Origin of the sequence: Methanosarcina sp. WH1 (assembly GCF_000970005.1) — an archaeon.
Taxonomy (GTDB): Archaea; Halobacteriota; Methanosarcinia; order Methanosarcinales; family Methanosarcinaceae; genus Methanosarcina.
Genome location: NZ_CP009504.1, coordinates 382,630 through 404,022 on the forward strand (window position 1 = coordinate 382,630; position 21,393 = coordinate 404,022).

14 protein-coding genes, 1 tRNA gene and 4 pseudogenes are annotated in these 21,393 nt (G+C 44.4%); 16 read left to right on the plus strand and 3 right to left on the minus strand.

What is annotated here, in order from left to right; translation table 11 throughout:
* Positions 1 to 397: 397 nt before the first annotated feature.
* The 3 genes and pseudogenes from MSWH1_RS01735 to tnpA (MSWH1_RS01745) all read right to left on the minus strand — a co-directional run.
* A tRNA-Pro gene (locus MSWH1_RS01735) sits at positions 398 to 475 on the minus strand.
* A 193-nt stretch (positions 476 to 668) separates the two neighbouring features.
* A complete protein-coding gene (locus MSWH1_RS01740) occupies positions 669 to 1,229 on the minus strand; it encodes a CDP-alcohol phosphatidyltransferase family protein (protein ID WP_255350504.1) in 561 nt (186 codons plus the stop codon).
* Between the two features lie 254 nt (positions 1,230 to 1,483).
* Positions 1,484 to 1,693, minus strand: a pseudogene (tnpA, locus tag MSWH1_RS01745) (IS200/IS605 family transposase); the annotation flags it as partial.
* On the opposite strand from tnpA (MSWH1_RS01745), the pseudogene MSWH1_RS20685 reads away from it, so the two are divergent.
* The 16 genes and pseudogenes from MSWH1_RS20685 to MSWH1_RS01835 all read left to right on the plus strand — a co-directional run.
* A pseudogene (locus tag MSWH1_RS20685) lies at positions 1,688 to 2,608 on the plus strand (RNA-guided endonuclease TnpB family protein); the annotation flags it as partial. The pseudogenes tnpA (MSWH1_RS01745) and MSWH1_RS20685 sit on opposite strands and share 6 nt — an antisense overlap.
* Positions 2,609 to 2,852: 244 nt before the next feature.
* Positions 2,853 to 3,293 carry an IS200/IS605 family transposase gene (gene tnpA / locus MSWH1_RS01755; protein WP_048125534.1) on the plus strand — a complete coding sequence of 147 codons (441 nt, stop codon included), beginning with the start codon at positions 2,853 to 2,855 and terminating at the stop codon, positions 3,291 to 3,293.
* A 493-nt stretch (positions 3,294 to 3,786) separates the two neighbouring features.
* Entirely contained in the window at positions 3,787 to 4,236 is a 450-nt protein-coding gene (locus MSWH1_RS19545) for a transposase (RefSeq protein ID WP_052722533.1), read from the plus strand.
* Positions 4,237 to 4,709: 473 nt separating this feature from the next.
* Complete coding sequence (locus MSWH1_RS01765; RefSeq protein ID WP_048125536.1) at positions 4,710 to 5,873, plus strand: (Fe-S)-binding protein; 1,164 nt, start codon at positions 4,710 to 4,712, stop codon at positions 5,871 to 5,873.
* Positions 5,874 to 6,626: 753 nt separating this feature from the next.
* Positions 6,627 to 7,268, plus strand: a complete 642-nt coding sequence (gene mtbC, locus MSWH1_RS01770) for a dimethylamine corrinoid protein MtbC (protein ID WP_048125538.1) — start codon at positions 6,627 to 6,629, stop codon at positions 7,266 to 7,268.
* A 25-nt stretch (positions 7,269 to 7,293) separates the two neighbouring features.
* Positions 7,294 to 8,781, plus strand: a pseudogene (gene mttB, locus MSWH1_RS01775) ([trimethylamine--corrinoid protein] Co-methyltransferase).
* A 32-nt stretch (positions 8,782 to 8,813) separates the two neighbouring features.
* Positions 8,814 to 9,464, plus strand: coding sequence for a B12-binding domain-containing protein (locus MSWH1_RS01785; RefSeq protein WP_048125544.1), 651 nt, complete (start codon positions 8,814 to 8,816; stop codon positions 9,462 to 9,464).
* Positions 9,465 to 10,026: 562 nt separating this feature from the next.
* A complete protein-coding gene (locus MSWH1_RS01790) occupies positions 10,027 to 11,088 on the plus strand; it encodes a DMT family transporter (RefSeq protein WP_197074005.1) in 1,062 nt (353 codons plus the stop codon).
* A 1-nt stretch (position 11,089) separates the two neighbouring features.
* Complete coding sequence (locus MSWH1_RS01795) at positions 11,090 to 11,386, plus strand: hypothetical protein (protein WP_048125546.1); 297 nt, start codon at positions 11,090 to 11,092, stop codon at positions 11,384 to 11,386.
* 18 nt (positions 11,387 to 11,404) lie between these two features.
* Entirely contained in the window at positions 11,405 to 11,554 is a 150-nt protein-coding gene (locus MSWH1_RS19550) for a hypothetical protein (RefSeq protein WP_197074006.1), read from the plus strand.
* A 64-nt stretch (positions 11,555 to 11,618) separates the two neighbouring features.
* A pseudogene (gene mtbB / locus MSWH1_RS01800) lies at positions 11,619 to 13,022 on the plus strand ([dimethylamine--corrinoid protein] Co-methyltransferase).
* A 610-nt stretch (positions 13,023 to 13,632) separates the two neighbouring features.
* On the plus strand, positions 13,633 to 15,780 hold the full coding sequence (purL, locus tag MSWH1_RS01815) for a phosphoribosylformylglycinamidine synthase subunit PurL (protein ID WP_048125551.1): 2,148 nt from the start codon (positions 13,633 to 13,635) through the stop codon (positions 15,778 to 15,780).
* A 204-nt stretch (positions 15,781 to 15,984) separates the two neighbouring features.
* Positions 15,985 to 17,121, plus strand: a complete 1,137-nt coding sequence (locus MSWH1_RS01820) for a glycoside hydrolase family 57 protein (RefSeq protein ID WP_048125553.1) — start codon at positions 15,985 to 15,987, stop codon at positions 17,119 to 17,121.
* Positions 17,118 to 18,308, plus strand: a complete 1,191-nt coding sequence (locus MSWH1_RS01825; protein WP_048125555.1) for a glycoside hydrolase family 57 protein — start codon at positions 17,118 to 17,120, stop codon at positions 18,306 to 18,308. The genes MSWH1_RS01820 and MSWH1_RS01825 overlap by 4 nt, the downstream gene beginning before the upstream one ends.
* Positions 18,309 to 18,352: 44 nt before the next feature.
* The gene (locus tag MSWH1_RS01830; RefSeq protein WP_048125557.1) at positions 18,353 to 19,159 is read left to right on the plus strand and encodes a V4R domain-containing protein; all 807 of its coding nucleotides are present in this window, start codon (positions 18,353 to 18,355) and stop codon (positions 19,157 to 19,159) included.
* The gene (locus MSWH1_RS01835) at positions 19,156 to 21,132 is read left to right on the plus strand and encodes a glycoside hydrolase family 15 protein (protein WP_048125559.1); all 1,977 of its coding nucleotides are present in this window, start codon (positions 19,156 to 19,158) and stop codon (positions 21,130 to 21,132) included. The genes MSWH1_RS01830 and MSWH1_RS01835 overlap by 4 nt, the downstream gene beginning before the upstream one ends.
* The last annotated feature ends 261 nt before the right edge of the window (positions 21,133 to 21,393 follow it).

The window sequence follows — 21,393 nt, forward strand, 5'->3', positions numbered from 1 at the left end:
GTATATCCCAAGTTGAAGTTGTCAACTTAATTAATTTTTTTATCTTACTGAATATAATCCTAGCCAAGAGCCTTTATTTTTTATATTTTTGAAACTCCGGTTAAAGTTAGGTTGTTGCAGCAGATCATAAATTGCCTGTATCTGAGTTTTCAAGTCCTTTTTTCTGTTTCGGAAAGGCTGCCTGCTTCGCAGTCGTTGAGAGCCCGGGGCCCAAAAAACAAATTCAAATATGTGGGTAAGGTTTTGGATTATAAGCTCAAAAACTATGAAAAAAGATCCAAAACGATGAAAGGGGCTGAATATAGGAATTATGCAGCAAATCAGATATTGTAAAAACATGTAATGAAAAATCTAATAAATAATACCTATAAAAACGTCAAAAAGCTGAATAAAAGTTTGGTGGGGCCGCTGAGATTCGAACTCAAGTCGCAAGACCCCCAGCCTTGCAGGATGGACCAAGCTACCCTACGGCCCCGCAGAGTATTTACGTTTATCAGACGGCAATGGTCCTATTCTTACTTGCCATCATCCAACTATTGTAATCAAACATGTAGTATAAATGCATATCGGTAGGGAAAAGTCTGCACCTTATCTTTATTATTTTTTCAATTGTTGACCTGCGTTTTTTTTGCACGAGTTTTGTATGGGTTTTTTCCTTATTTTTAATTTCAGGGTTTCTGGAATTCGGATTCGGATAGCTCACTCAGGATACTTTTTGCCCGCAGAATCCTCTGGATGATGGTGACGTGGGAGATAATGGCTATCAGCACAAGAGCCCAGCCGAGGAAGCCTAAAAGAGCGCCTAAAGCAAGTATAAGCATCCTTTCCGTGCGTTCGGCAATTCCTATAGACAGTTTTCTGCAGCCTGCGGACTCTGCTCGGGCGCGAGTGTAGCTAACCAGAAAAGAACCTATCAGGGCAAAGCCAGCCCAGAGCCAGCCATCAATTCCGAGGATAGGGGTAAAACTGAGCCTTCCGTTAATCGCTCCTGCCATGATCCCGAGAAACATTAGCCCGTCGGAATAGCGGTCGCAGACCGAGTCAAGCACGCCTCCGAATGGAGTGATTCTGCCTTTTGCTCTTGCTACTCCGCCGTCAAGGATATCGAAAACTCCGCTGAAGAGGATCAGAAGCCCTCCTTCAAAAGGTTTGCCCAGAGAGAATGCAGCTCCAGCAGCTACGCTTACTGCAAAACCCATCAGGGTGAGGGTGTTTGGGGCAAGGGGTATTGAACGAGCAAATGGAATTACCAGCTTTCTTGCACTGTTTTTGAGGTCTTCGAATATTTCTATCCCTTCCTTTTATCTAGCTATTCTTATCTGGCTATTCTTTTTATCTGACTATTGATAATACGTATCTGGATATTAGTCTTATCTTTTTTCTAAAGATTCTGGGCTTCAGGGATGGAATAATCCAGAAAGAGGTTTATATGAAGAAGCGTAAAACCCCTGTGTCTTTAGCTCAGGGGATATAAGCGTCAACTTCACCCCTGATTCCGTATGTAATATTCTGCCGCCTCTTTACTAACATTTCCGATAGTAGACGCAAAATAACCATCACTCCATAACGTATTCTCACCCCAATAATACTTTTTCAGATATTCTTTTTGAGTTTTCCATAACCTGTTAGTATATTCTTGTTTCAATTTTCTGACAATTGACAAAACGCTAACTTTCGGCTCACTCCTAATGAGTGGTTAGGAGAAGTTAACTCTCAATCATTACAGGGGATGACTAAGCAGGTTGAATCCGCTTTCACTAGATTCTTTAGAGAGAAAACAGGGTTTCCAAAGTTCAAATCAAAAAAGAATCCGATACAGTCTTTCCCTGTACCTCAACACTACACTGTAAACTTTGAAAATATACTATCAAGCTTCCAAAAATAGAACCAATTAAAGCAGTTCTTCACAGGAAGTTTGAAGGAGAGCTAAAACGGCTACGGTATCAAGGACATGTAAAGGACATTACTACATCAGTATCTTGTTGAAGATGGAAAATAACTTCCAGTAAAGGAAGCTTTCACAGAATCAACAACAGTAGGAATTGATGTAGGTATCAAAGACTTTTCTGTCCTTTCAACAGGAGAAAAGGTTGAGAATCCAAAGTACTTGAAAAACTCTCTTAAAAGGCTCAAAGTATTACAGAAAAGAGTCTCAAGGAAACAGAAAGGCTCTAAGAACAGGGCAAAAGCTAAACGAAGACTTGCTGTACTCCATGACAAAATAACAAATCAGAGAAATGACTTCCAGAACAAACTCTCTTTTAGACTTGTTAGCGAAAACCAAGCTGTAGCTCTGGAAACTCTAAATGTTAAAGGCATGGTTAAGAATCATCACTTAGCACAGGCTATAAGTGATTCTGCGTGGAGTAGTTTTGTAACAAAGTTGGAATATAAGGCTCAATGGTTTGGAAAAACCGTCCTGAGAATAGGACAATTTGAACCCTCTTCTAAGCTATGTAGTGTGTGTGGATACCACAATAAAGAGCTTCAGCTAAAAGACAGAGAATGGATTTGTCCAGACTGTAAAACCAAACACGATAGAGACATTAATGCCGCTATCAATATCAAAAAATTCGCTCTCATAGATCAGAATCTAATTGGATTATGACACCGTAGGGACTACGGGGATGAGCTTGGGGACTTGCCCTCAATAGAGGGAGGAATGAACCAAGAAGCCACTCAGTCTTTAGCTGAGTGGTAGTTCACAAGGATCGCAAGGTTTTAACTCTAAAGTGGGAAGTCCCCTTCCTTGGAGCGTAAGCGACAGGTGGGGAATGAAAGCCGTCAACTTCTACAAAACAACAGTAACATAATTATTTCCTACTTATAGTTATCTCTATATAATTCCAACTATGCAGAATAAACTGGGTCTTGGAAGCCATTCTGTACATTCACTCCATTATCATTTCGTTCAATGCGTTATATATAGAAGAAAAGCTCTAACGAATCCTCCGATAATTGATTTTCTTAAAACTAAAATCCATAACATAAGTGAAACATTCGATGTTGAAGTGCTGAATATAGAGTGTGACAAAAACAATTTTCACTTATTATTTTCAGCAAAACTTTTGCTTGATATTCCAAAATATATCAACATTATAAAGATACTAACTTCAAGGGAGGTTCGTAAAAACTTCCCTGAAGTAAAAACTATGTTATGGAAAGATACGTTCTGGTCAAGATCGTATTTTATCGCATCGACAGGGCAAGTAACTCAAGACGTATTTAAAAAATATGTGAAGAATCAAGGCAAATATGCATCTGACGAAGAAGATCAAGATCAACCCAACTGAAGAACAGATAGATGTTCTTTGGTAATTATCTGAACAGTGTAGATGCCTCTATAATTTCGCTTTAGCCGAAAGAAAAGAAGCGTGGAAAATCGAACAGAGAACTGTAAAGTACGTAGTACAACAGAATCAGCTTCCAGCATTGAAAGAAAAATACCCTCAGTACAATATAGTGTATTCCAAAGTATTACAATCGGTATTGAAAAAGCTTGATGCTAATTATAAATCGTTCTTCTCACTCTTGAAAAATGGTGATAAGTCTGCAAGACAGCCAAAGTTCTGAAGTGAAAAATACTTCATGACTTTGGTTTACAATCAAAGCAGATTCAAAATCAATAGTGGAAAACTCAGTTTCTCTCATAAAGTATATGAAATTCCATTATCGTTTGAGATTGGAAATACTTTTGATTTATTGACAATCAAGCAGGTTGAAATCTACAATGATGATCCATACAAGGGTAGACTACAATGACGATCCATACAAGGGTAGACTACAATGACGATCCATACAAGGGTAGACTACAATGACGATCCATACAAGGGTAGAGGAAATTTCTTTGTATCAATAACATATGATGAAAATCCTATAAGTCCTATAACAGAGTATATTGATAACGATTTGTATCAAGCAATAGATTTAGGAATCACGAAAATAGTAACAGCAGTAAACACTCAAGGAAAATTCTTTGAAGTTAAAACACCACGTTCAGATCAATACTGGAATACTAAAATAGATACAATCAAATCCAGAAGAGATCATTGTAAAAAAAGACGCAAAAGATGGAATAGACTGCACAAAACATATGGAAAGATTGAAGCAAAAAAGTCTAATCAGATCAAAGATTTTCAACATAGGCTCTCTAAAACCATGATTGAAAAAACCAGAGCCAATACAATAATTGTTGGTGATCTTAATGAAAAAGTATGGTTCAATCAAAGAAAGTAACTGGAAAAAAAACGTTCTCAGAATAGATCAACTCAGAATTAAGGATATCTTTCTCGGTTCATCGAATTTTTGACCTACAAAGCAGAGCTTACAGGTAAATGAGTAATAAGAATTGATGAAGCTTATACATCAAAAGAGTGCTGTGTTTGCAGAAAAAGACACGACATGCCTCTTTGGTAAATAATTATGAAATGTGATTGCGGAAACGTTATTGATAAAGATAGAAATAGTGCTATCAACATCATGAAGCGGTTCTTATCACAGAATGCTTTCTGGACAGGTTATCAGAGTTTTTCTGATAATTTTCGACAAACAGGATTACAGACGGATACTTGCATCACTGCAAATATCCAGGTGACGTAATCACTCGAAGGAAGCCCCGTCCTCGCTTTTTTCCAAAAGCAGGATGGGGTAGTTCATGGATCGCTATAAGAATGGAGTCTCACGAGTTTAAAATAATGTGGAGTTAAAATATGAATCTAGTGGAAGAACACAGGGAAAAATGTACGCAATGCGGACAGTGTCTCGAGGTCTGCCCGCGATACGATGACCTCAGTTTGCTTGAACTACTTTACGGGTATCTGGATGAGGCTATTGAAATTGATCCTACTGGTATTGATTCTACTTCTCTGCTACGCTGCCTGACCTGCGGGCTTTGCGCTGAAGCCTGTCCCGAGGACCTGGGTCTCAAGATGCTTATTTCTCCTGCCCGGCAGAAATGGGTCCGTGAAAATGGCCTTACGGACAGGCAGACCATGTTGGACCCTGAGGCTGAGAATAATATCTTCAAAAAGATTGAGGAAATGGATGAGATTCCTGCGTACATAGACAGTCCTGGCTCTGTCGTGTATTTCCCGGGATGTGCCGGCACCTATATTAACAAAAATATGCCTCGGGCTGTTGTTGCCCTTCTGGAAAAAACAGGGGTTGATTACACTGTCCTTAGCGGGCTTGAATACTGCTGCGGAGCAGTATCTGCAGGTGCCGGAAATCCGGATCCAATCCGCAGGCATGGGCAGCAAAATATTGAAGAAGTTAGGAGAAGAGGGGCAAAAATTCTTATCACTTCCTGTCCGGGATGTTTCAAAGCTTTTAAGGAAATCTATCCAAAAATGTTCGGGAAACTGGACTTTGAGGTGCTCCAGGTCTCACAGTATCTGGAATACCTTTTAAGGGAAGGAAAACTTACTCCGGAAACTACCCTCAAACACAGGGTCTTTTACCACGATCCCTGCCATCTTACGCGGACAATGGGCGCCTACACGGAAGCAAGAAATGTACTTGAAAATATCCCCGGAACTGAGCTTGCAAATAAAACTCCCGAAGGTTCGGCTTGCTGTGGCTTTGGTGGAGGCACAAGAGTCAATTATCCTTCTGAGTCAATTTCTATAGCTTCTGACCGTTTTCGGGCTGCCGAAAAACGGGGCTGCGATATAATCATAACCAACTGTGGGGGCTGTATGCAGAACCTTGTCGAAGCCGGAAAGAATGAGAAAATAAAGATATTTGACCTTGCCGAGTACCTTTCCCTTGCCTGTGGAGTAAAAATAGAGAGGGAAGATCAGAAAATGCTTGAGCTTGTAAACAGGGCTTACAGGTTATGTATATCCGGCTATAAAGAACCCAGTTTGTCTTAATTTTCTTTGGGATTCTTTCTCTGAATCTGGCTCAGTAGATTATCTACTATATATTGTTATCTCTTTTTTCTGTTTTCTGGCCTGAATTTTATTCAGACTAAGTAAAATAGGAACAACAATGTTCAAAAAAAGGAATAATTGATCGCAAATCAAATATATGTTTTAAAGTTGTGGTAGAAAAAAGCTTCAATAGCCTTCATATTCTCATTATCGCTTTAACAATGAAATATCTTACTTTTTTAATATTTTTGCTGAAATTCCCCCTGTAACTTTACTTTTCCTTCTTTTATGTACCCTCAAAAGTCCATCTTTTTTATTTCATATTTATATTTTTCGTAATATCCTCTCATATTCTTTCCCGAATACTCCATTCAAAATGTTTCAACCAAAAAATATTTATATAACTCTTCTTTTTTGTATGTTTATTTTGAAAAAATATTTATACCAGTACTTCAAACTTAGTTTGGAGACATCTGAAAAGATGAGTAAACAGACGGGATTTAAAATGGCACCAAAAATACTCCCTCTGCTAAAATACTCATGAACCCTAATCAGGATAATCATGAACCCTTCATGATTTTGCAGTTTCGCTTGTGATAATCATGGTTTCCCACCCATGGTAATCATGACGTTACTTCTCGTGCATGACATGACTCGTAGAGCGTGAGCTTGCAGCCCAAATGTTAATGATTATTCATTTATTTTTGGGTCGGTACGTCTCCATTGTTCAAAAACTAAAACGGAGGATGCAACATTAGCCAAGAAGAATTACTTCAGGAACTTGCAGGCGCTGTAATCACCTGTAAAAAGGACACAGTGCTCGCTGCCGTTGAAAAGGCAAAAGGAGAACTGGATCCCGCATTAATTATTGAAAAAGGGCTTGCTGCAGGCATGAATGAAGTGGGTGTCCTCTTTGAGAGAGGCAAACTTTTCTTACCCCATGTGATGATGGCTGCCGACGCAATGACTGCCGGAGTAGCAGCTCTTAAGGAACTTATGCCTGATGGTTCTGCCAGCTCAAAAATGGGCGTCATTGTGAACGGTACCGTAGAAGGTGATGTCCACGACATCGGCAAATCCATCGTGTCCACAATGCTCCAGTCTGCAGGTTTTGAAGTGCACGATATCGGTCGTGATGTTCCTATCAAGAACTTCATTCAGAAGGCAAAGGAAGTCAATGCTGATATGATCGGGCTTTCTGCTCTTATGACCACAACTCTTCCCGGACAGAAAGGCGTTATCGAACTCCTCAAGGAAGAGGGCATAAGGGAAAAAGTAAAGGTCATGATCGGGGGCGCACCCGCAACCCAGGCATGGGCAGACAAGATCGGCGCAGACTGTTACGCAGAAAACGCAAGTGAAGCCGTTTCAAAAGCAAAAGAACTGCTTGTTTAAATAATTCCTATTCGGAGGTTAAAAAATGGCAAAATGTAATGCAGTTGCAGGATTTAATGCACTTAACGGTGTGGAATTAAACCTTTTTACGAATGACGAACTTAAAGCAATTCACTACGCCACTATGGAAGTTCTGATGGAACCCGGTATCCAGGTCTCCGACCCGGAAGCCAGGCAGATCTTCAAGGAAAATGGTTGTGAAGTTAACGAAAAGACCCAGGTAGTAAAAATCCCTGAATATCTTGTAAGAAGAGCTCTTCAGCTCGCTCCATCCAGATTTGTCCTCTGGGGCCGCGACAAGAAATACAACACTGTGCAGGAAGCCGGCGGAAAGGTTCACTGGACCTGTTTCGGTACTGGCGTTAAGATGTGCAAGTACCAGGACGGCAAGTACGTAACCGTAGACTCCGTAGAACAGGACATTGCAGACATTGCAAAACTCTGTGACTGGGCAGAAAACATCGATTACTTCTCTCTCCCGGTCTCTGCAAGGGATATTGCAGGTCAGGGTGCCCAGGACGTCCACGAAACCTTTACTCCTCTTACCAACACTGCAAAACACTTCCACCACATTGACCCAGTCGGCGAGAACGTCGAATACTACAGGGACATCGTAAATGCCTACTACGGCGGCGACGAAGAAGAAGCAAGGAAAAAGCCGATCTTCTCTATGCTGCTCTGTCCAACAAGCCCGCTTGAGCTCAGTGTCAATGCCTGTCAGGTCATCATCAAAGGTGCACGTTTCGGAATGCCTGTAAACGTCCTGAGTATGGCAATGTCTGGGGGTTCTTCTCCTGTATACCTTGCAGGAACTCTGGTTACTCACAATGCCGAAGTCCTCTCAGGTATCGTCCTCGCCCAGCTCACAGTGCCCGGAACCAAAGTCTGGTATGGAAGTTCCACTACCACCTTCGACCTGAAGAAGGGTACTGCTCCTGTCGGATCTCCCGAACTCGGCTTGATCAGCGCATCCGTCGCGAAGCTCGCCCAGTTCTATGGCCTCCCCGCATTCGTGGCAGGCACCTAGTCTGATGCAAAGATCCCTGACAACCAGGCTGGACACGAGAAGACCATGACATGCCTCCTTCCCGCCCTCGCAGGGGCAAACACCCTCTACGGCGCCGGGATGCTTGAGCTTGGTATGACTTTCTCCATGGAACAGCTCGTTATTGACAATGATATCATCAAGATGACCAAGAAGGCTCTGCAGGGCGTTCCTGTCAATGAGGAAACCCTCGCAGTCGAGTCTATCCAGAAAGTAGGCATCGGAAACAACTTCCTTGCCCTCAAACAGACCAGGCAGCTTGTGAACTACCCCTCCGACCCCATGCTCATCGACAGGCGCATGTTCGGTGACTGGGCAGCAGCCGGTTCAAAGGACCTTGCAACCGCTGCACACGAAAAGGTCGTAGACGTCCTCAAAAACCACGTAGTTAAACCAATCGATGCCGACATCCTCAATGACATGAAGGCAGTTGTCGACAGAGCTGACAAGGCTTTCAAAGGCATGTAATTTCAATATAAGGATATTCAGGAGATCTAAAAATGGCAAGTACAGAAGCAATCATTGCAAAAGCAAAAAACGCAATCACCGATTTTGATGAAGAACTCGCAGCAGAAGTTGCAGAAGAAGCTCTTGCAGCAGGTGTTGACCCTGTAGAAATCATTGAGAAGGGCTTTACCGCAGGCATGATGGAAGTAGGAGATCAGTTTGAACAGGGTACTCTCTTCCTCCCCCATGTGCTTGCAGCCGCTGAGGCAATGAAGGCAGGTATTGATGTCATGAAGCCGGAAATGGAGAGGCGCAAATCCCAGACCAAGAACCTTGGAACTGTTGTCATCGGGACCATCGAAGGTGACATCCACTCCATCGGAAAGGATATAGTTGCCTCCATGCTCAACATTGCAGGCTTCGATGTTGTGGACCTTGGAAGAGACGTCCCAATCGGCACCTTTATTGAAAAAGTAAAGGAACTCAAACCCCAGATTGTAGCATCCTCCGCCCTTATGACCACCACCATGATCAACCAGATCCAGATTGAAGAACAGCTCAAAGAAGCAGGTGTTCGCGACCAGGTAAAGACCATGGTCGGTGGGGCCCCATGTACCCAGGACTGGGCAGATAAGATCGGTGCAGACATCTACGGAGAAAGTGCCACCGATGTTGTCAGCAAGGTAAAAGCAGCCTTACTCTAAAAAACTCAATACGCAGAAAATGCAGAAGATCTGATCTAATGCATTTTCTGCCCAATTTTATTTTGTACAGTTTTTGCGAAACCGATAGTTGAGGGTATCTACAAAAAAAATTCTGCAGATCGGTCATAACTCACGGGAATCAAGTATCCATAAAAAAGACTGAGCAGAAGCCTGTTCAATGTTATACTACGGCAATACTACGGCAGACTTCAAAGCTACTGATAATTGTTTAAATATGGCAACTCAAAGCAATTAAAAAACCTGAAAACTGCAGTTAAAACGGAATAAAAACGGAATAAAAACGGAATAAAAAACGGAATAAAAAACGGAATAAAAAACGGAATAAAAAACGGAATAAAAAACGGAATAATATCCCGATTATTAACTGTAGCAGTATGACTTGAGTAAGCCGAAAAGTAGTCTTTAAATTAAATTTCAAAGTTAATCTAATTCCCTGAGATGTAAATGCCCCCATAAAGGGTTCGCAAGCTGTGCTTTCAGGCTGTGGAATAGGGCTGGGACGGACTCATGCCTTGAGGGAATTCCGCAGTGCTTTTGAAAAATGGAGGGATTTTTCGTGGATTTAAAATCTTTAAAAAAACAGGAAAGCAAAAGAAAAATCAGTAAAGGGTACATGTGGGCTCTTTTCTGTGCTGTATTCTGGGGTATCTGGTACCTTCCAGGGACCGTTGTGTGGGTGCTTAACCCATTCGATGAGATGTACAGCGCTATTGCCGAAACCGGAGGAGACGGTACAGCTCTTATTATAACTGCCGTTCTGATTACGGCCTTTAATGCACTTACGGTCATGCTAGCGCTTATGCTCTGGAATGGGGTTCTTGGTAAATACGGGGAACTCGGTAGGACCCTTAAGGAATTCCATCCGTGTTCCAAGTGGTTCTTCCTCGCCTCGATTTTCGGAGGTCCTATGGCAATTCTCGGTTCATTCATTGCTATGGGCTTTATAGGCGGAGCATTTGCAGCTGTTGCGGCTCTTCTTTACCCTGTGGTGGGCTCGATTCTTGCTTACTACTGGTACGGGGAAAAGATCTCCAAGAGAGCGGCAATCGGTATAGGAGTCATCATTGTAGGAGGCATCACGATCTTCGGAGGCGGGCTTCTGACTGAGCTTTCCTCAGGCAACGTTCAGTGGATCGGATACCTTGGAGGTTTGATGGCTGCTGCCGGCTGGGGAATTGAAGGTGCAATTGCAGGAAAAGGTCTCGACATTTCCGAGCCTGACGTGGGGTTGACCCTCAGGTTTGTAGGAGAAAACATTATCTGGTGGATCGTTCTTGTTCCGTTGCTCGCACTTTTCGGTTACCCGATGTATTCCTTTGCACTCCAGGCTTTTGAACCCATGACTCTGCTGGTTCTGATTTTCGCAGGGATCACTTTTGGTTTCTGTTATGTCTGCTGGTACAAGTCCTTCCCACTTATCGGAGTTGGGAGAGGCCAGGGTATCGGAAACCTCTATGGGCTATTTGCTATCATCTTCATTTTCCTCTTCTTCGGAGATGTTCCGCAGTGGACTATCCTTGTCGGAGGCACTCTTTGTGTTATTGGTAGTTTCGTTATGTTTACGGAAGACACAAGTGAACTTGAAACTCTGAGAGGTGAGTGATATGAGCGGAAACCGTCCTATCAAATTCAGGATTCTGGAGATTTTACTGGATGAGAAAGAACGATGGAACTATGAAATCGTTTCAAAAGTCCAGGAAGAGTATAGCATGCAGGGAGCTTACAACCGGGACAGCATTAACTTTGACATCATTGAACTGGCGTCAGGCGGGATGCTGAAGGATGTAGAGCAAAAAGTCGATGAGGGTGGTATCTACAAAAAAGGTTTCCTCCTGCACAAATACGTGATCACCGACTTCGGAAAGGCTCGTGGCTCTGATGCCTGCCTGAGATATGTGTAATCTTAATGGAGGTTAAGCATGGTACAAACAGCAGCTGCAATGGAAGCTTACAATGCCTACTGGGCAAACTCCTTCATCCCTTCCGCAGAGATCATGTGGATGGTTCTGATCCTGGTTCTGGCGGTAATTGCCCTCTGGCAGGCAAGGACTTTCGTGTCCAGGTTCTGAACCCCAATAGAATACAGCTTTCCAGATCTAATTATATTGAATAAATAATATAAATGGTGAAAAAATGGCAACTGAATATGCTTTGAGGATGGGAGACGGGAAACGTGTCTTCCTTACCAAAGAAAAGATTGTTGAGGAGATTGAGGCAGGCACGGCTAACGCCGCTGACCTCGGTGAGATTCCTGTCCTCAGTGCTGATGAACTTGAAAAGCTTGCAGAAATCCTGATGATGCCCGGAAAGGCAGTCAGTGTCGAGCAGGGCATGGAAGTTCCTGTGACCCACGATATCGGTACCCTCAGGCTTGACGGGGACCAGGGCAACAGTGGTGTTGGTATTCCTTCCAGCCGGCTTGTCGGCTGCATGATGCACGAGAGAGCCTTTGGTGCAGACACCATGGAACTCGGGCACATCGATTACAGCTACAAACCTGTAAAACCTGTAATCTCAAACGAGTGTCAGACCATGGAAACCTGCCAGCAGAACATGATCGTGCCGCTCTTTTACGGGGCAATGCCGAACATGGGCCTGTATTATACTCCCGATGGTCCCTTCGAAAACCCGGGAGACCTGATGAAGGCTTTCAAGATTCAGGAAGCCTGGGACTCCATGGAACACGCCGCAGAACACCTCACAAGGGACACCGTGTGGGTTATGCAGAAACTCTTTGCCTCCGGGGCAGACGGGATCAACTTTGACACAACCGGTGCAGCCGGGGACGCAGACATGTACGGGACCCTCCACGCTATCGAAGCTCTCAGGAAAGAATTCCCAAACATGTACATCGAAGCCGGGATGGCAGGAGAAATGGTGCTCGGGATGCACGGCAACCTGCAGTATGACGGCGTAACCCTTGCAGGGCTCTGGCCACACCAGCAGGCTCCTCTTATCGCAAAAGCAGGTGCAAACGTCTTCGGTCCAGTGTGCAACACTAACACCAGCATGACCTCAGCCTGGAACCTGGCTCGCTCCGTGACCTTCATGAAGGCAGCTGTTGAAGTCTCCACCATCCCCTGTCACGTTGACATGGGTATGGGTGTCGGCGGAATCCCTATGCTTGAGACTCCTCCAATCGATGCCGTTACAAGGGCAAGCAAGGCAATGGTCGAAATTGCCGGCGTTGACGGCATATAGATCGGGGTCGGCGACCCAATGGGTATGCCGATTTCCCACATAATGGCTTCCGGTATGACAGGTATGAGAGCAGCCGGTGACCTCGTTGCAAGGATGCAGTTCTCAAAGAACATGCGCATAGGAGAGGCAAAAGAGTATGTGGCAAAGAAGCTGAATGTCGACACAATGGACCTCTCAGATGAATATGTCATGAGAGAACTCCGTGAAGAACTCGATATTGGCGTCATTACCTCAGTCCCAGGTGCTGCAAAGGGAATTGCTGCAAAAATGAATATCGAGAAGTTGCTCGATGTTAAGATCAACTCCTGCGATCTCTTCAGGAAACAGATTGCTTAAGATGGATCGGTTCAGGCTTTGGCCTGTCCCTTCCTCCATGTAATGGAAAACCGGCAGGAAGCAAAATACGTGATCAGACCACCAAAAATGTTTCAATATCTCCGGAAAACCGCTCTGGAAATTTTATTTCCTGATCCGTGTTCCGGAGATAAATCCCTGCCGCCTTTTCCATTTTGTTTTTTTGGAATTTTATTATAATCTCTATTTTTCTTTCATGCAATTCTTAATTCCTGCTTTCGGCATGTGATGTTTAATTGGTGAAGAGTACTTTCATTTGTTTGTGCCTGTTATTCGAAGAATTTCATGTGCGTTTTATGGAGACGCCTCCTTCAGTGCTTGCCTGGAAAAACTTCCCTCTTCATAAAAATGTTCTGACATGCTCCCGCAGCCCAAAGGGCTGACAGCTTCTTATGGCTGACAGCTCCTTATTTTGCAGAACCTTTTTTTCCCTAGCTTAAAGAAATATTTATCTAATCCCTGTCCCTTTATGTCCGCATAGTCTATTAACGCTACATTAATGCTACATTGAAACACCTGATATTTCAGGAAAATTACAAGAGAAACTAAAGCTTTGGCATCCAAATGAGGCTTAAGAATCAGAGGCAAGGCAATGTTACCTGATGAAGACCTGAAGATTATTAAAAAAGAACTTGGGAGAGAGCCTACCCTGGTAGAGCAGGGCTGTTTTTTAAATCTGTGGAGTGAACACTGTTCCTACCGCTCAAGCGCCCCTCTCCTGAAAACCTTCACGACCACGGGCGAAAACGTCCTAATCGGTCCCGGAGACGATGCTGCAATTATTAAATTCGAAGATGGATATGTGCTTGCCATAGGCATGGAAAGCCACAACCACCCCTCATACGTGGACCCCTACAACGGGGCAGCTACCGGTGTTGGAGGGATCGTAAGAGACATAATTTCCATGGGGGCCCGTCCGATCGCCCTCATGGATCCTCTTTACTTCGGGTCTCTTGACACCCCGAAAAACCTCTTCCTTTTCGAGCAGATAATTAAAGGAATTGCAGGGTATGGGAACTGCATAGGGGTGCCCGTTGTCAACGGCGAGACCTTTTTTGACAGGGAATACAGCGGAAACCCACTGGTAAATGTGGTTGCAGTCGGGCTTTGCCGGGAAGAAGAAGTAATAACCGCCCGTTCCCAGAAAGCCGGAAATAAGCTTGTGCTCGCAGGTTCCAGAACAGGAAAAGACGGGCTTGGGGGGGCATCCTTTGCCTCCAGAGACCTTTCCGAATCTGCCGAAGCGGAAGATCGCCCAAGTGTCCAGGTGGGAGACCCCTATACCGAAAAGCTCGTCATAGAAATGACTCTTGAAGCCATGAAAAAGGGATATGTAAAGTCCTGTAAAGACCTTGGTGCTGCAGGGCTTGGAGGAGCAAGCTCGGAACTGGCTTCAAAGGGAGGGCTGGGAGCACACATTATTGCAGATGCGGTTCCGCAGCGTGAACCCAACATGAACGCATATGAAATCCTGCTTGCCGAGTCCCAGGAGCGCATGCTCTTTGAAATAGCTCCTGAAGATGTCGATGCAGTACTTGCCCTGGTCCAGAAGTATGACCTGAATGGAGCTGTGGTCGGATACCTTACAGAAGAACCCATGTATACCGTTGAGTTCAAAGGGGAAATCGTTGCCGACATTCCAATTGGTTTTCTTACAGGAGGAGCCGCTACCTGTGAGAAGCCCTCAGAAGCTCGCCCTCTAAGGGAAGAAGGCAAGAAACCGGAAGCTCCGGAAGACTTAAAAGCGGCTTTTCTGACGGTTCTGTCCTCTTATAACATTGCCTCAAAGGAATGGATCTACAGGCAGTATGACCATGAGGTTCAGTTAAGGACCGTTGTCAAGCCTGGAGAAGACTCCGGAGTGCTCAGGATTACCGATAAAAAAGGGATTGCACTTACCTGCGGCTGCCAGCCCAGAGCCACCCTTCTTGACCCCTACACAGGAGGAAAGACCGCAATTATCGAAAACGCCATGAATCTTGCAGTAAAGGGTGCGGAAAGCCTGGCTATTGTAAACTGCCTTAACTTTGGAAATCCATATCGCCCTGAAACCTACTGGCAATTCAAAAACGCCGTACTCGGGCTTGGAGATGAAGCCAGACGTTTTTCAATTCCGGTAGTAGGAGGGAACGTTTCTCTCTATAACGAAAGTGATGAGTTCAAGACTGCAGTACCTCCCACTCCCTCGATAGGAATGATAGGGAAAGTGGATCTTGAAACTCCTCTGCCCTCAAGTTTCTTTACGAAGGAAGGAGACAGCATTATCCTTGTAGGGGAGACCACGCCTGAAATGGGCGGCTCCGAATACTATGCCTGCATAGGGTCTGAAAATGCCGGAAAGGTCCCCGCAGTCCCTGAGAACACCCCTGGCATTATACATGCCATAATCGAAGCTGTTAAAAGCGGAAAACTGAGTTCTGCACATGACCTTTCTCTTGGAGGGATCGGTGCAGGGCTTGCAAAGATGTGCAGAAATCTGGGCGGAAAAGTAGATCTCAGTGAAGCTGCAGGAAATACGCAGGCAGAAGAGTTCCTGTTCTCAGAAACTCCCGCAAGGGCACTGCTTGCAACACCCGAGCCTGAAGCTGTACAGGAAATTCTTAAAGGCGTGCCCCATGCAGTAATCGGCAAAGTGGGAGGCGAGAACCTTGAAATCAAAGGCAAGAATTTCGAAGTTTCTCTCTCCTTAAAAGAAATTGCAGAAGCTTACGGCAGCCTTACCAGATTCATGATGGGATGATCACTTCATCCCCTCTTTTTCCCGAATGCTCCAACCCCGCGCGGCGCAGGGAGGGAAATCCTAAAAATTACCTCCGGGTTTTGGAGTAGATCCCCCAATTAATCAGGAATCAGCTTCTTTGAGTATGATCAATAATTCTTTATTAGGGAAAAGGCTGAAAGAAACAATAGTTTTTAGTAGGTTTCCGCACAAGAGTATTTCGTTATGAAAGCCGTGTGCATGTGTGTGGGAGTGCATTTGCCTTACAGTCCCAAGTGGTATTGGCCCGTACAGGGGTTTTCCGGAGTTCCTGAAATGGATCGGTATTTTGACCGAAACCAAATTTTTTCAAGGCTCTTAAACACAGGCAGAGAACTTCTGCGCCTTAATGATCTTTTTCTGGAATCCATTGAAAGGGGGGGAAGCTACACCTTTGACCTTTCAGGGCCTTTCCTGGAACAGTGCAGGTGGGACCCAGAACTTATTGAATCTTTCAGGGAACTTGCGGAGTGCAGAAAGGCAGAGTTTACAGGAAGCTGTTTTTATCATTCTCTGAGTGCCCTTTATCCCGATCTCTCCTGGTTTAGAGAGGAAGTAACGAGTCACAGGGAACTGCTCAGGGAACTGTTAGGGGTAAACCCTGAGACTTTCGTGAACACGGAACTTCTATACACGGAAAGGGTGGAAAGTATACTTACAGATCTGGGTTTCAGGTGCCTTATTGCCGAAGGGTCACGAAACATTCTGGATGGATATGATCCCATCCGCGTTTTTGAAAACCACCTTCCGACTCTTCTCAGGCACATAAACCTGAGTGAAGACCTTGAACTGCGTTTCTCTGAAAAAAATTGGGAAGGTTATCCTCTGATTCCGGATAAGTTTGCAGACTGGATTGCAAGCATGGAAGGGGATGTCCTGACCCTTTATTTAAATTATACAAGCCTCTGCCTTCACCACAGGAGTAAGAGCATGATAGCCGATTTTATACGGGTTTTTCCGGAAGCTCTGAAGAGCCGGGGCATTGAAATGATCACACCTTCGGATGCAGTAAGCAGGTTCAGTCCTGTGAGACTTCCTACTCTTGGGACTGAACAGACAATCCGTTACGGAATGCATAACGCTGTCGGAAACCATGCACAGCAGCTCTACCTGAGGGAGCTGGTAAGGGTAGGGGAAGAACTTGCAGAAATTAAAGAAAAAAAGAACTATCAAAAGCTGAAGCAGGTTTTCGGTTATCTCCAGCAGAGTGAAATTCTTTTTTCTATGAATACGGGAAACGTCCGTGAAGGGTCTGAAAGAGCTGTGAATTACTATTCCATTCTCTCGGATTTAAGAAGAGCCGTTCTGGAGGAAGGGGCATGACCTCTCTTTGTATGTACTTTCAGGTACATCAGCCTTTCAGGCTGCGCAGGTTCTGGCCTGATGACAGGGCTGGCTTTTTCCGCTATTTTGATGAAAGAAGCAACAGGGAGATTTTTGAAAGAGTAACTCATAAATGTTACCTCCCTGCAAATAGGGCTCTCCTGGACTCCCTCGACGAGCATAAAGGAGAGTTCAGATTTTCCCTGTCGATTACTGGTACACTGCTTGAACAATGCGAACTCTGGGGAAAAGAGGTACTTGAGAGTTTCCGGCAGATGGCGGAAACAGGAGCAGTAGAGTTTCTGGACGAGACATGTTATCATTCTCTCTCAAGCCTTTTTGACGACAAAACAGAGTTTATTGAAGAAGTAAAGGAACACCGAAAAATGGTTTTCGACCTCCTTGGGGTCAAACCTCAGGTATTCCGAAACACCGAACTTCTTTACAATAACACCATAGCAAAGATTGCTTCCGAGCTTGGGTACAAAGCGATCCTTACAGAAGGAGCAGACCATATGCTTGACGGGAGGTCTCCCAACGTACTCTACATGGCAAAAGGTTCAGGCCTGCCCATTCTTTTCAGGAACTACAAGCTGAGCGACGATATAGGGTACCGTTTTTCGGCAAGGTGGTGGGAAGGATATCCACTTACTGCGGAAAAATGGGCGTCGTGGGCTTCAGGGGTTAAGGAGGACTGCGTCAATATTTTTATGGACTACGAGACTTTTGGAGAGCACCAGTGGGAAGAAACCGGAATTTTTAAATTCCTGGAAAGACTGCCTGCAGAAGTCCTCAAAAATGGAATGGAATTCAGCACTCCTGTAGAGATTGCCAGAAAATATTCCCCTGTAGCCGAGATCGATATTGGAGACTTTTCAACTATTTCCTGGGCTGATATGGAACGTGATACCAGTGCGTGGCTTGGAAACGACATGCAAAGGCGTTGTTTTGAGGAAATAAAATTGCTTGAGCCTTTTGTGAGAAAAACAGGAGACCCCGAAATCCTGCGTATATGGAAGCACCTGTTGACTTCGGACCACTATTACTATATGTGTACCAAGTGGCTCGGGGATGGAGATGTGCATTCTTATTTCAGTGTCCACTCCACACCTTTCGAGGCAGCAGTAAACTTTATGGCAGTACTTATGGACTTCAAGGCTCGTGTATTCAGGAGCTTAATGCAATAACTTAATGAAATGCACGCATATATATTCATGGGAGTTTGAGTCACATGGTTAGAGACTTATGCATGTTTGCAGGGTTTAATGAAGATTTGCAGATTGTATGGTTCAAGGTTACCTATTCTAAAGAGCCTGGCTCTTTATCCTTAATAACTGATTTTCTTGAAAAAGAGAACGCATTCATTATGTTCGGGCACCTTGATAACATTACACAGGAGACAGGAGAGTATTCAATATTTGCAGAGTTTAAGAAAGATGTGGATATAGAGAATCTTGTCCGAAAGATAGGGGAACTTGAAGTTGTAAATTCAGTGGAATATGGGGTTTCAGAATTCGGGATGATATACTCTGTTGATTTCCCCCTGAATGTTATAGGAGCCAGGGGAGTTATGGCAAGGGCACTCACAATTGTCGATATCATCAAAACCCTCAACCAGAGTGTGCCACACGCAGAAGGGCTTCTTACCCTATCCGGACTGCGAGGGGGAAGTCATGCCGCAAAATATTTTAAGAGTATCATGCCTATTAATAACAGTAACTTCGCGAGTATGATTGCAGAGTTATTCAGAGCTGTAGGATGGGGAATACTGGAAATCGAATGCAATCCCGAAACCTATGAAGGAAAGATCATTGTTAAAGACTCGTTTATAGCCGATGTTTATGGAGCTTCGGACCAGCCAGTCTGTGCCTTCATGAGCGGCTACCTTGCGGGTTACCTGACCGAATATTTCGGTAAGAACATAAGTGTGAGGGAAGTCAGCTGTAAAGCCACAGGAAAGAATGTCTGCGAACATATAATCTCTCTGGCGCCCTCCGGTGGAAATCAGGAACACCAGCTAAGAGGGGACCCCCGGTGATCAAACAACCTAATGTCATTCTCGGAAATGATGAACTGCTTGTGACAATGGGCAGAAAGGGAGATATTTTAGGCTTATTTTATCCCCGTAGAGACCATGCCCAGCACGTAGATGAATCTCTCGCCTGTATTCATACAGGGGAAAGGCTTTTCTGGACAAATGATAACGATTGGCACTCTATTCAGAACTATATCGAAGATACCAATATCGTATCTACAAAACTCTACCATGACTCCGGGATAAGGATCTCGATTCTTGACCTTGTGCATCCTGAAGTGCCTGTCCTTATCCGCAGGTTTAAGGTTCAGTCCCAGCAAAAAATGTCAGGAAAATTCTTCTACTATTCAAATTTGAACGTAGGGGAAACTTCCAAGAAAAACTCAGGATTTTGCGATACGGAAGCTCGCTTGCTTGCACAATACTGGCAAAATTACTATATAGGAATCTATGCCCTGCCGGAGTTTACGGAATGGCAGATCGGAAAGGCTATGGACACCATATGGTGGACAAATTCTAAATACGATATGGAAGACGGAAAGCTGCAGCGGAATAAGGAAGATATCGGAAATATCAACAACGCTGTTGGCTGGGACCTTGAACTGGAAGCTGACGGAGCAAATGAATTTGTCATCTTTATAGGGGCTGCATCTTCCCGGAGCCTCCTGTATAAGAGAATGCATGAGTTATCCAAACTACCCCTGGAACACATCTTTGAAAAGACACGGGAATACTGGGTGATGTGGCTAGCAAAAAAATACGTGCTCAAGATGCCCGGACTTGAAGGACATAATAATCTGCGCCAGGAGTTATTCAATGCATATAACCGGGCTCTTCTCATGCTTTATCTCTTGAACGACCGTGAACACGGGTCCTTTGTGGCTGCTCCGGAGTTCGATTCCAATTTTGAGAAATGCGGTGGATATGGGTTTTGCTGGAACAGGGATACCTCGGAGGTCGTGCTTGCTCTCAAGCATTCTGGATATCCAGATTATTGTGACAGATTTTTCAAGTGGTGTATCCGGACCCAGCTCCCCAATGGTTCATGGTTCCAGCGTTACTGGCTCAATGGAGACATAGCTCCTTCCTGGGGAAATTTTGACTATTCAACCCAGATAGATGAGACCGGATCCACACTTCATGCCATGGATGTATATTACAGGATTCTCGAAGGCCTCAAAAAGGTTGAGTTTCTGGAAGAAGTCTGGGTCTCCGTGCTCAGAGCTGCCGAATACCTGATGAAAAGGACCAAGTCCGGACTGCATGAAAGCTGTATGGACCTCTGGGAGACTTATTACGGAGTTTTCACCTACACTAATGCCTCGATCTATGCAGGGCTCATGGGCGCTTCCCACCTTGCAGAAGAAAACGGCGAGTCTGGCATGGCAAGACGCTGGAAGAAAAGGGCTGAGTTCATCAAGCGGGCTACAATTGACCGTTTCTGGCTTCAGGAAGGTTACTTTGCAAAAGGAATCATCAATGAGAAACTGGACAAAACCATTGATGCAAGCGTCCTTGGGGCCTATATACCCTTTGGAATGCTCTCCCCGAAAGACCCTGTGGAAAGGGATATGATTCTTTTCCTGATCGAAAATATCCAGAAAAAGCTCTCAATTCCTATCAATGCGGGTAATGGAATCAAACGTTACGAAAATGACAGTTACATCGATGGAAATCCCTGGATAATAACCACCCTCTGGCTTTCGGAGGCTATGTTTGCTTTTGTCCTCGATCTCCCCAATGGAAAAGAGGGGCCGTATGCCGAAGATTTGAAAAAATTGACCAATGAAGGAATTAAATGTCTGAGATGGGCTCTGGCCGGAGCAACAAGCACAGGACTTCTCCCTGAACAGGTGGACAAGTCTACAGGAAAACCAGCCTGGGCGATCCCTCTTGGCTGGAGCGGTTCTCTCATGCTTGACAATATCCTTCTCCTTGATAAAATTTGCAGAAGAAATGCAGGAAATCATGAATAAGACCTGATAGTCAACTACCCCTGAGCTAAACTCAGAAGCTTGTCTAACTAGCTCTGGTTGACCAGATCACCGATTAGGAGCAACAGATAATCGACAAACGATCGTAATGAATACATAGTTACCCTTGAATGTCGCTTAATTTCTTTAGACAAGCAAGGATTTGCCCGGAAGGGCTTTCCTCAAAGTAATTGACGAGCTGCCGGCTTTCTCATTTTATTTTTTTTTCTCTGAATCGAGAAGCAATCTTGAGAGGCACGCCTG

Bases quoted from the DNA above. Each gene is read 5' to 3' on its own strand.
- tnpA (WP_048125534.1), top strand. From the start codon at position 2,853: ATGCAGAATAAACTGGGTCTTGGAAGCCATTCTGTACATTCACTCCAT.
- MSWH1_RS19545 (WP_052722533.1), top strand. From the start codon at position 3,787: ATGACGATCCATACAAGGGTAGACTACAATGACGATCCATACAAGGGT.
- MSWH1_RS01765 (WP_048125536.1), top strand. From the start codon at position 4,710: ATGAATCTAGTGGAAGAACACAGGGAAAAATGTACGCAATGCGGACAG.
- MSWH1_RS01785 (WP_048125544.1), top strand. From the start codon at position 8,814: ATGGCAAGTACAGAAGCAATCATTGCAAAAGCAAAAAACGCAATCACC.
- MSWH1_RS01790 (WP_197074005.1), top strand. From the start codon at position 10,027: ATGGAGGGATTTTTCGTGGATTTAAAATCTTTAAAAAAACAGGAAAGC.
- MSWH1_RS01795 (WP_048125546.1), top strand. From the start codon at position 11,090: ATGAGCGGAAACCGTCCTATCAAATTCAGGATTCTGGAGATTTTACTG.
- MSWH1_RS19550 (WP_197074006.1), top strand. From the start codon at position 11,405: ATGGTACAAACAGCAGCTGCAATGGAAGCTTACAATGCCTACTGGGCA.
- purL (WP_048125551.1), top strand. From the start codon at position 13,633: ATGTTACCTGATGAAGACCTGAAGATTATTAAAAAAGAACTTGGGAGA.
- MSWH1_RS01820 (WP_048125553.1), top strand. From the start codon at position 15,985: ATGAAAGCCGTGTGCATGTGTGTGGGAGTGCATTTGCCTTACAGTCCC.
- MSWH1_RS01825 (WP_048125555.1), top strand. From the start codon at position 17,118: ATGACCTCTCTTTGTATGTACTTTCAGGTACATCAGCCTTTCAGGCTG.
- MSWH1_RS01830 (WP_048125557.1), top strand. From the start codon at position 18,353: ATGGTTAGAGACTTATGCATGTTTGCAGGGTTTAATGAAGATTTGCAG.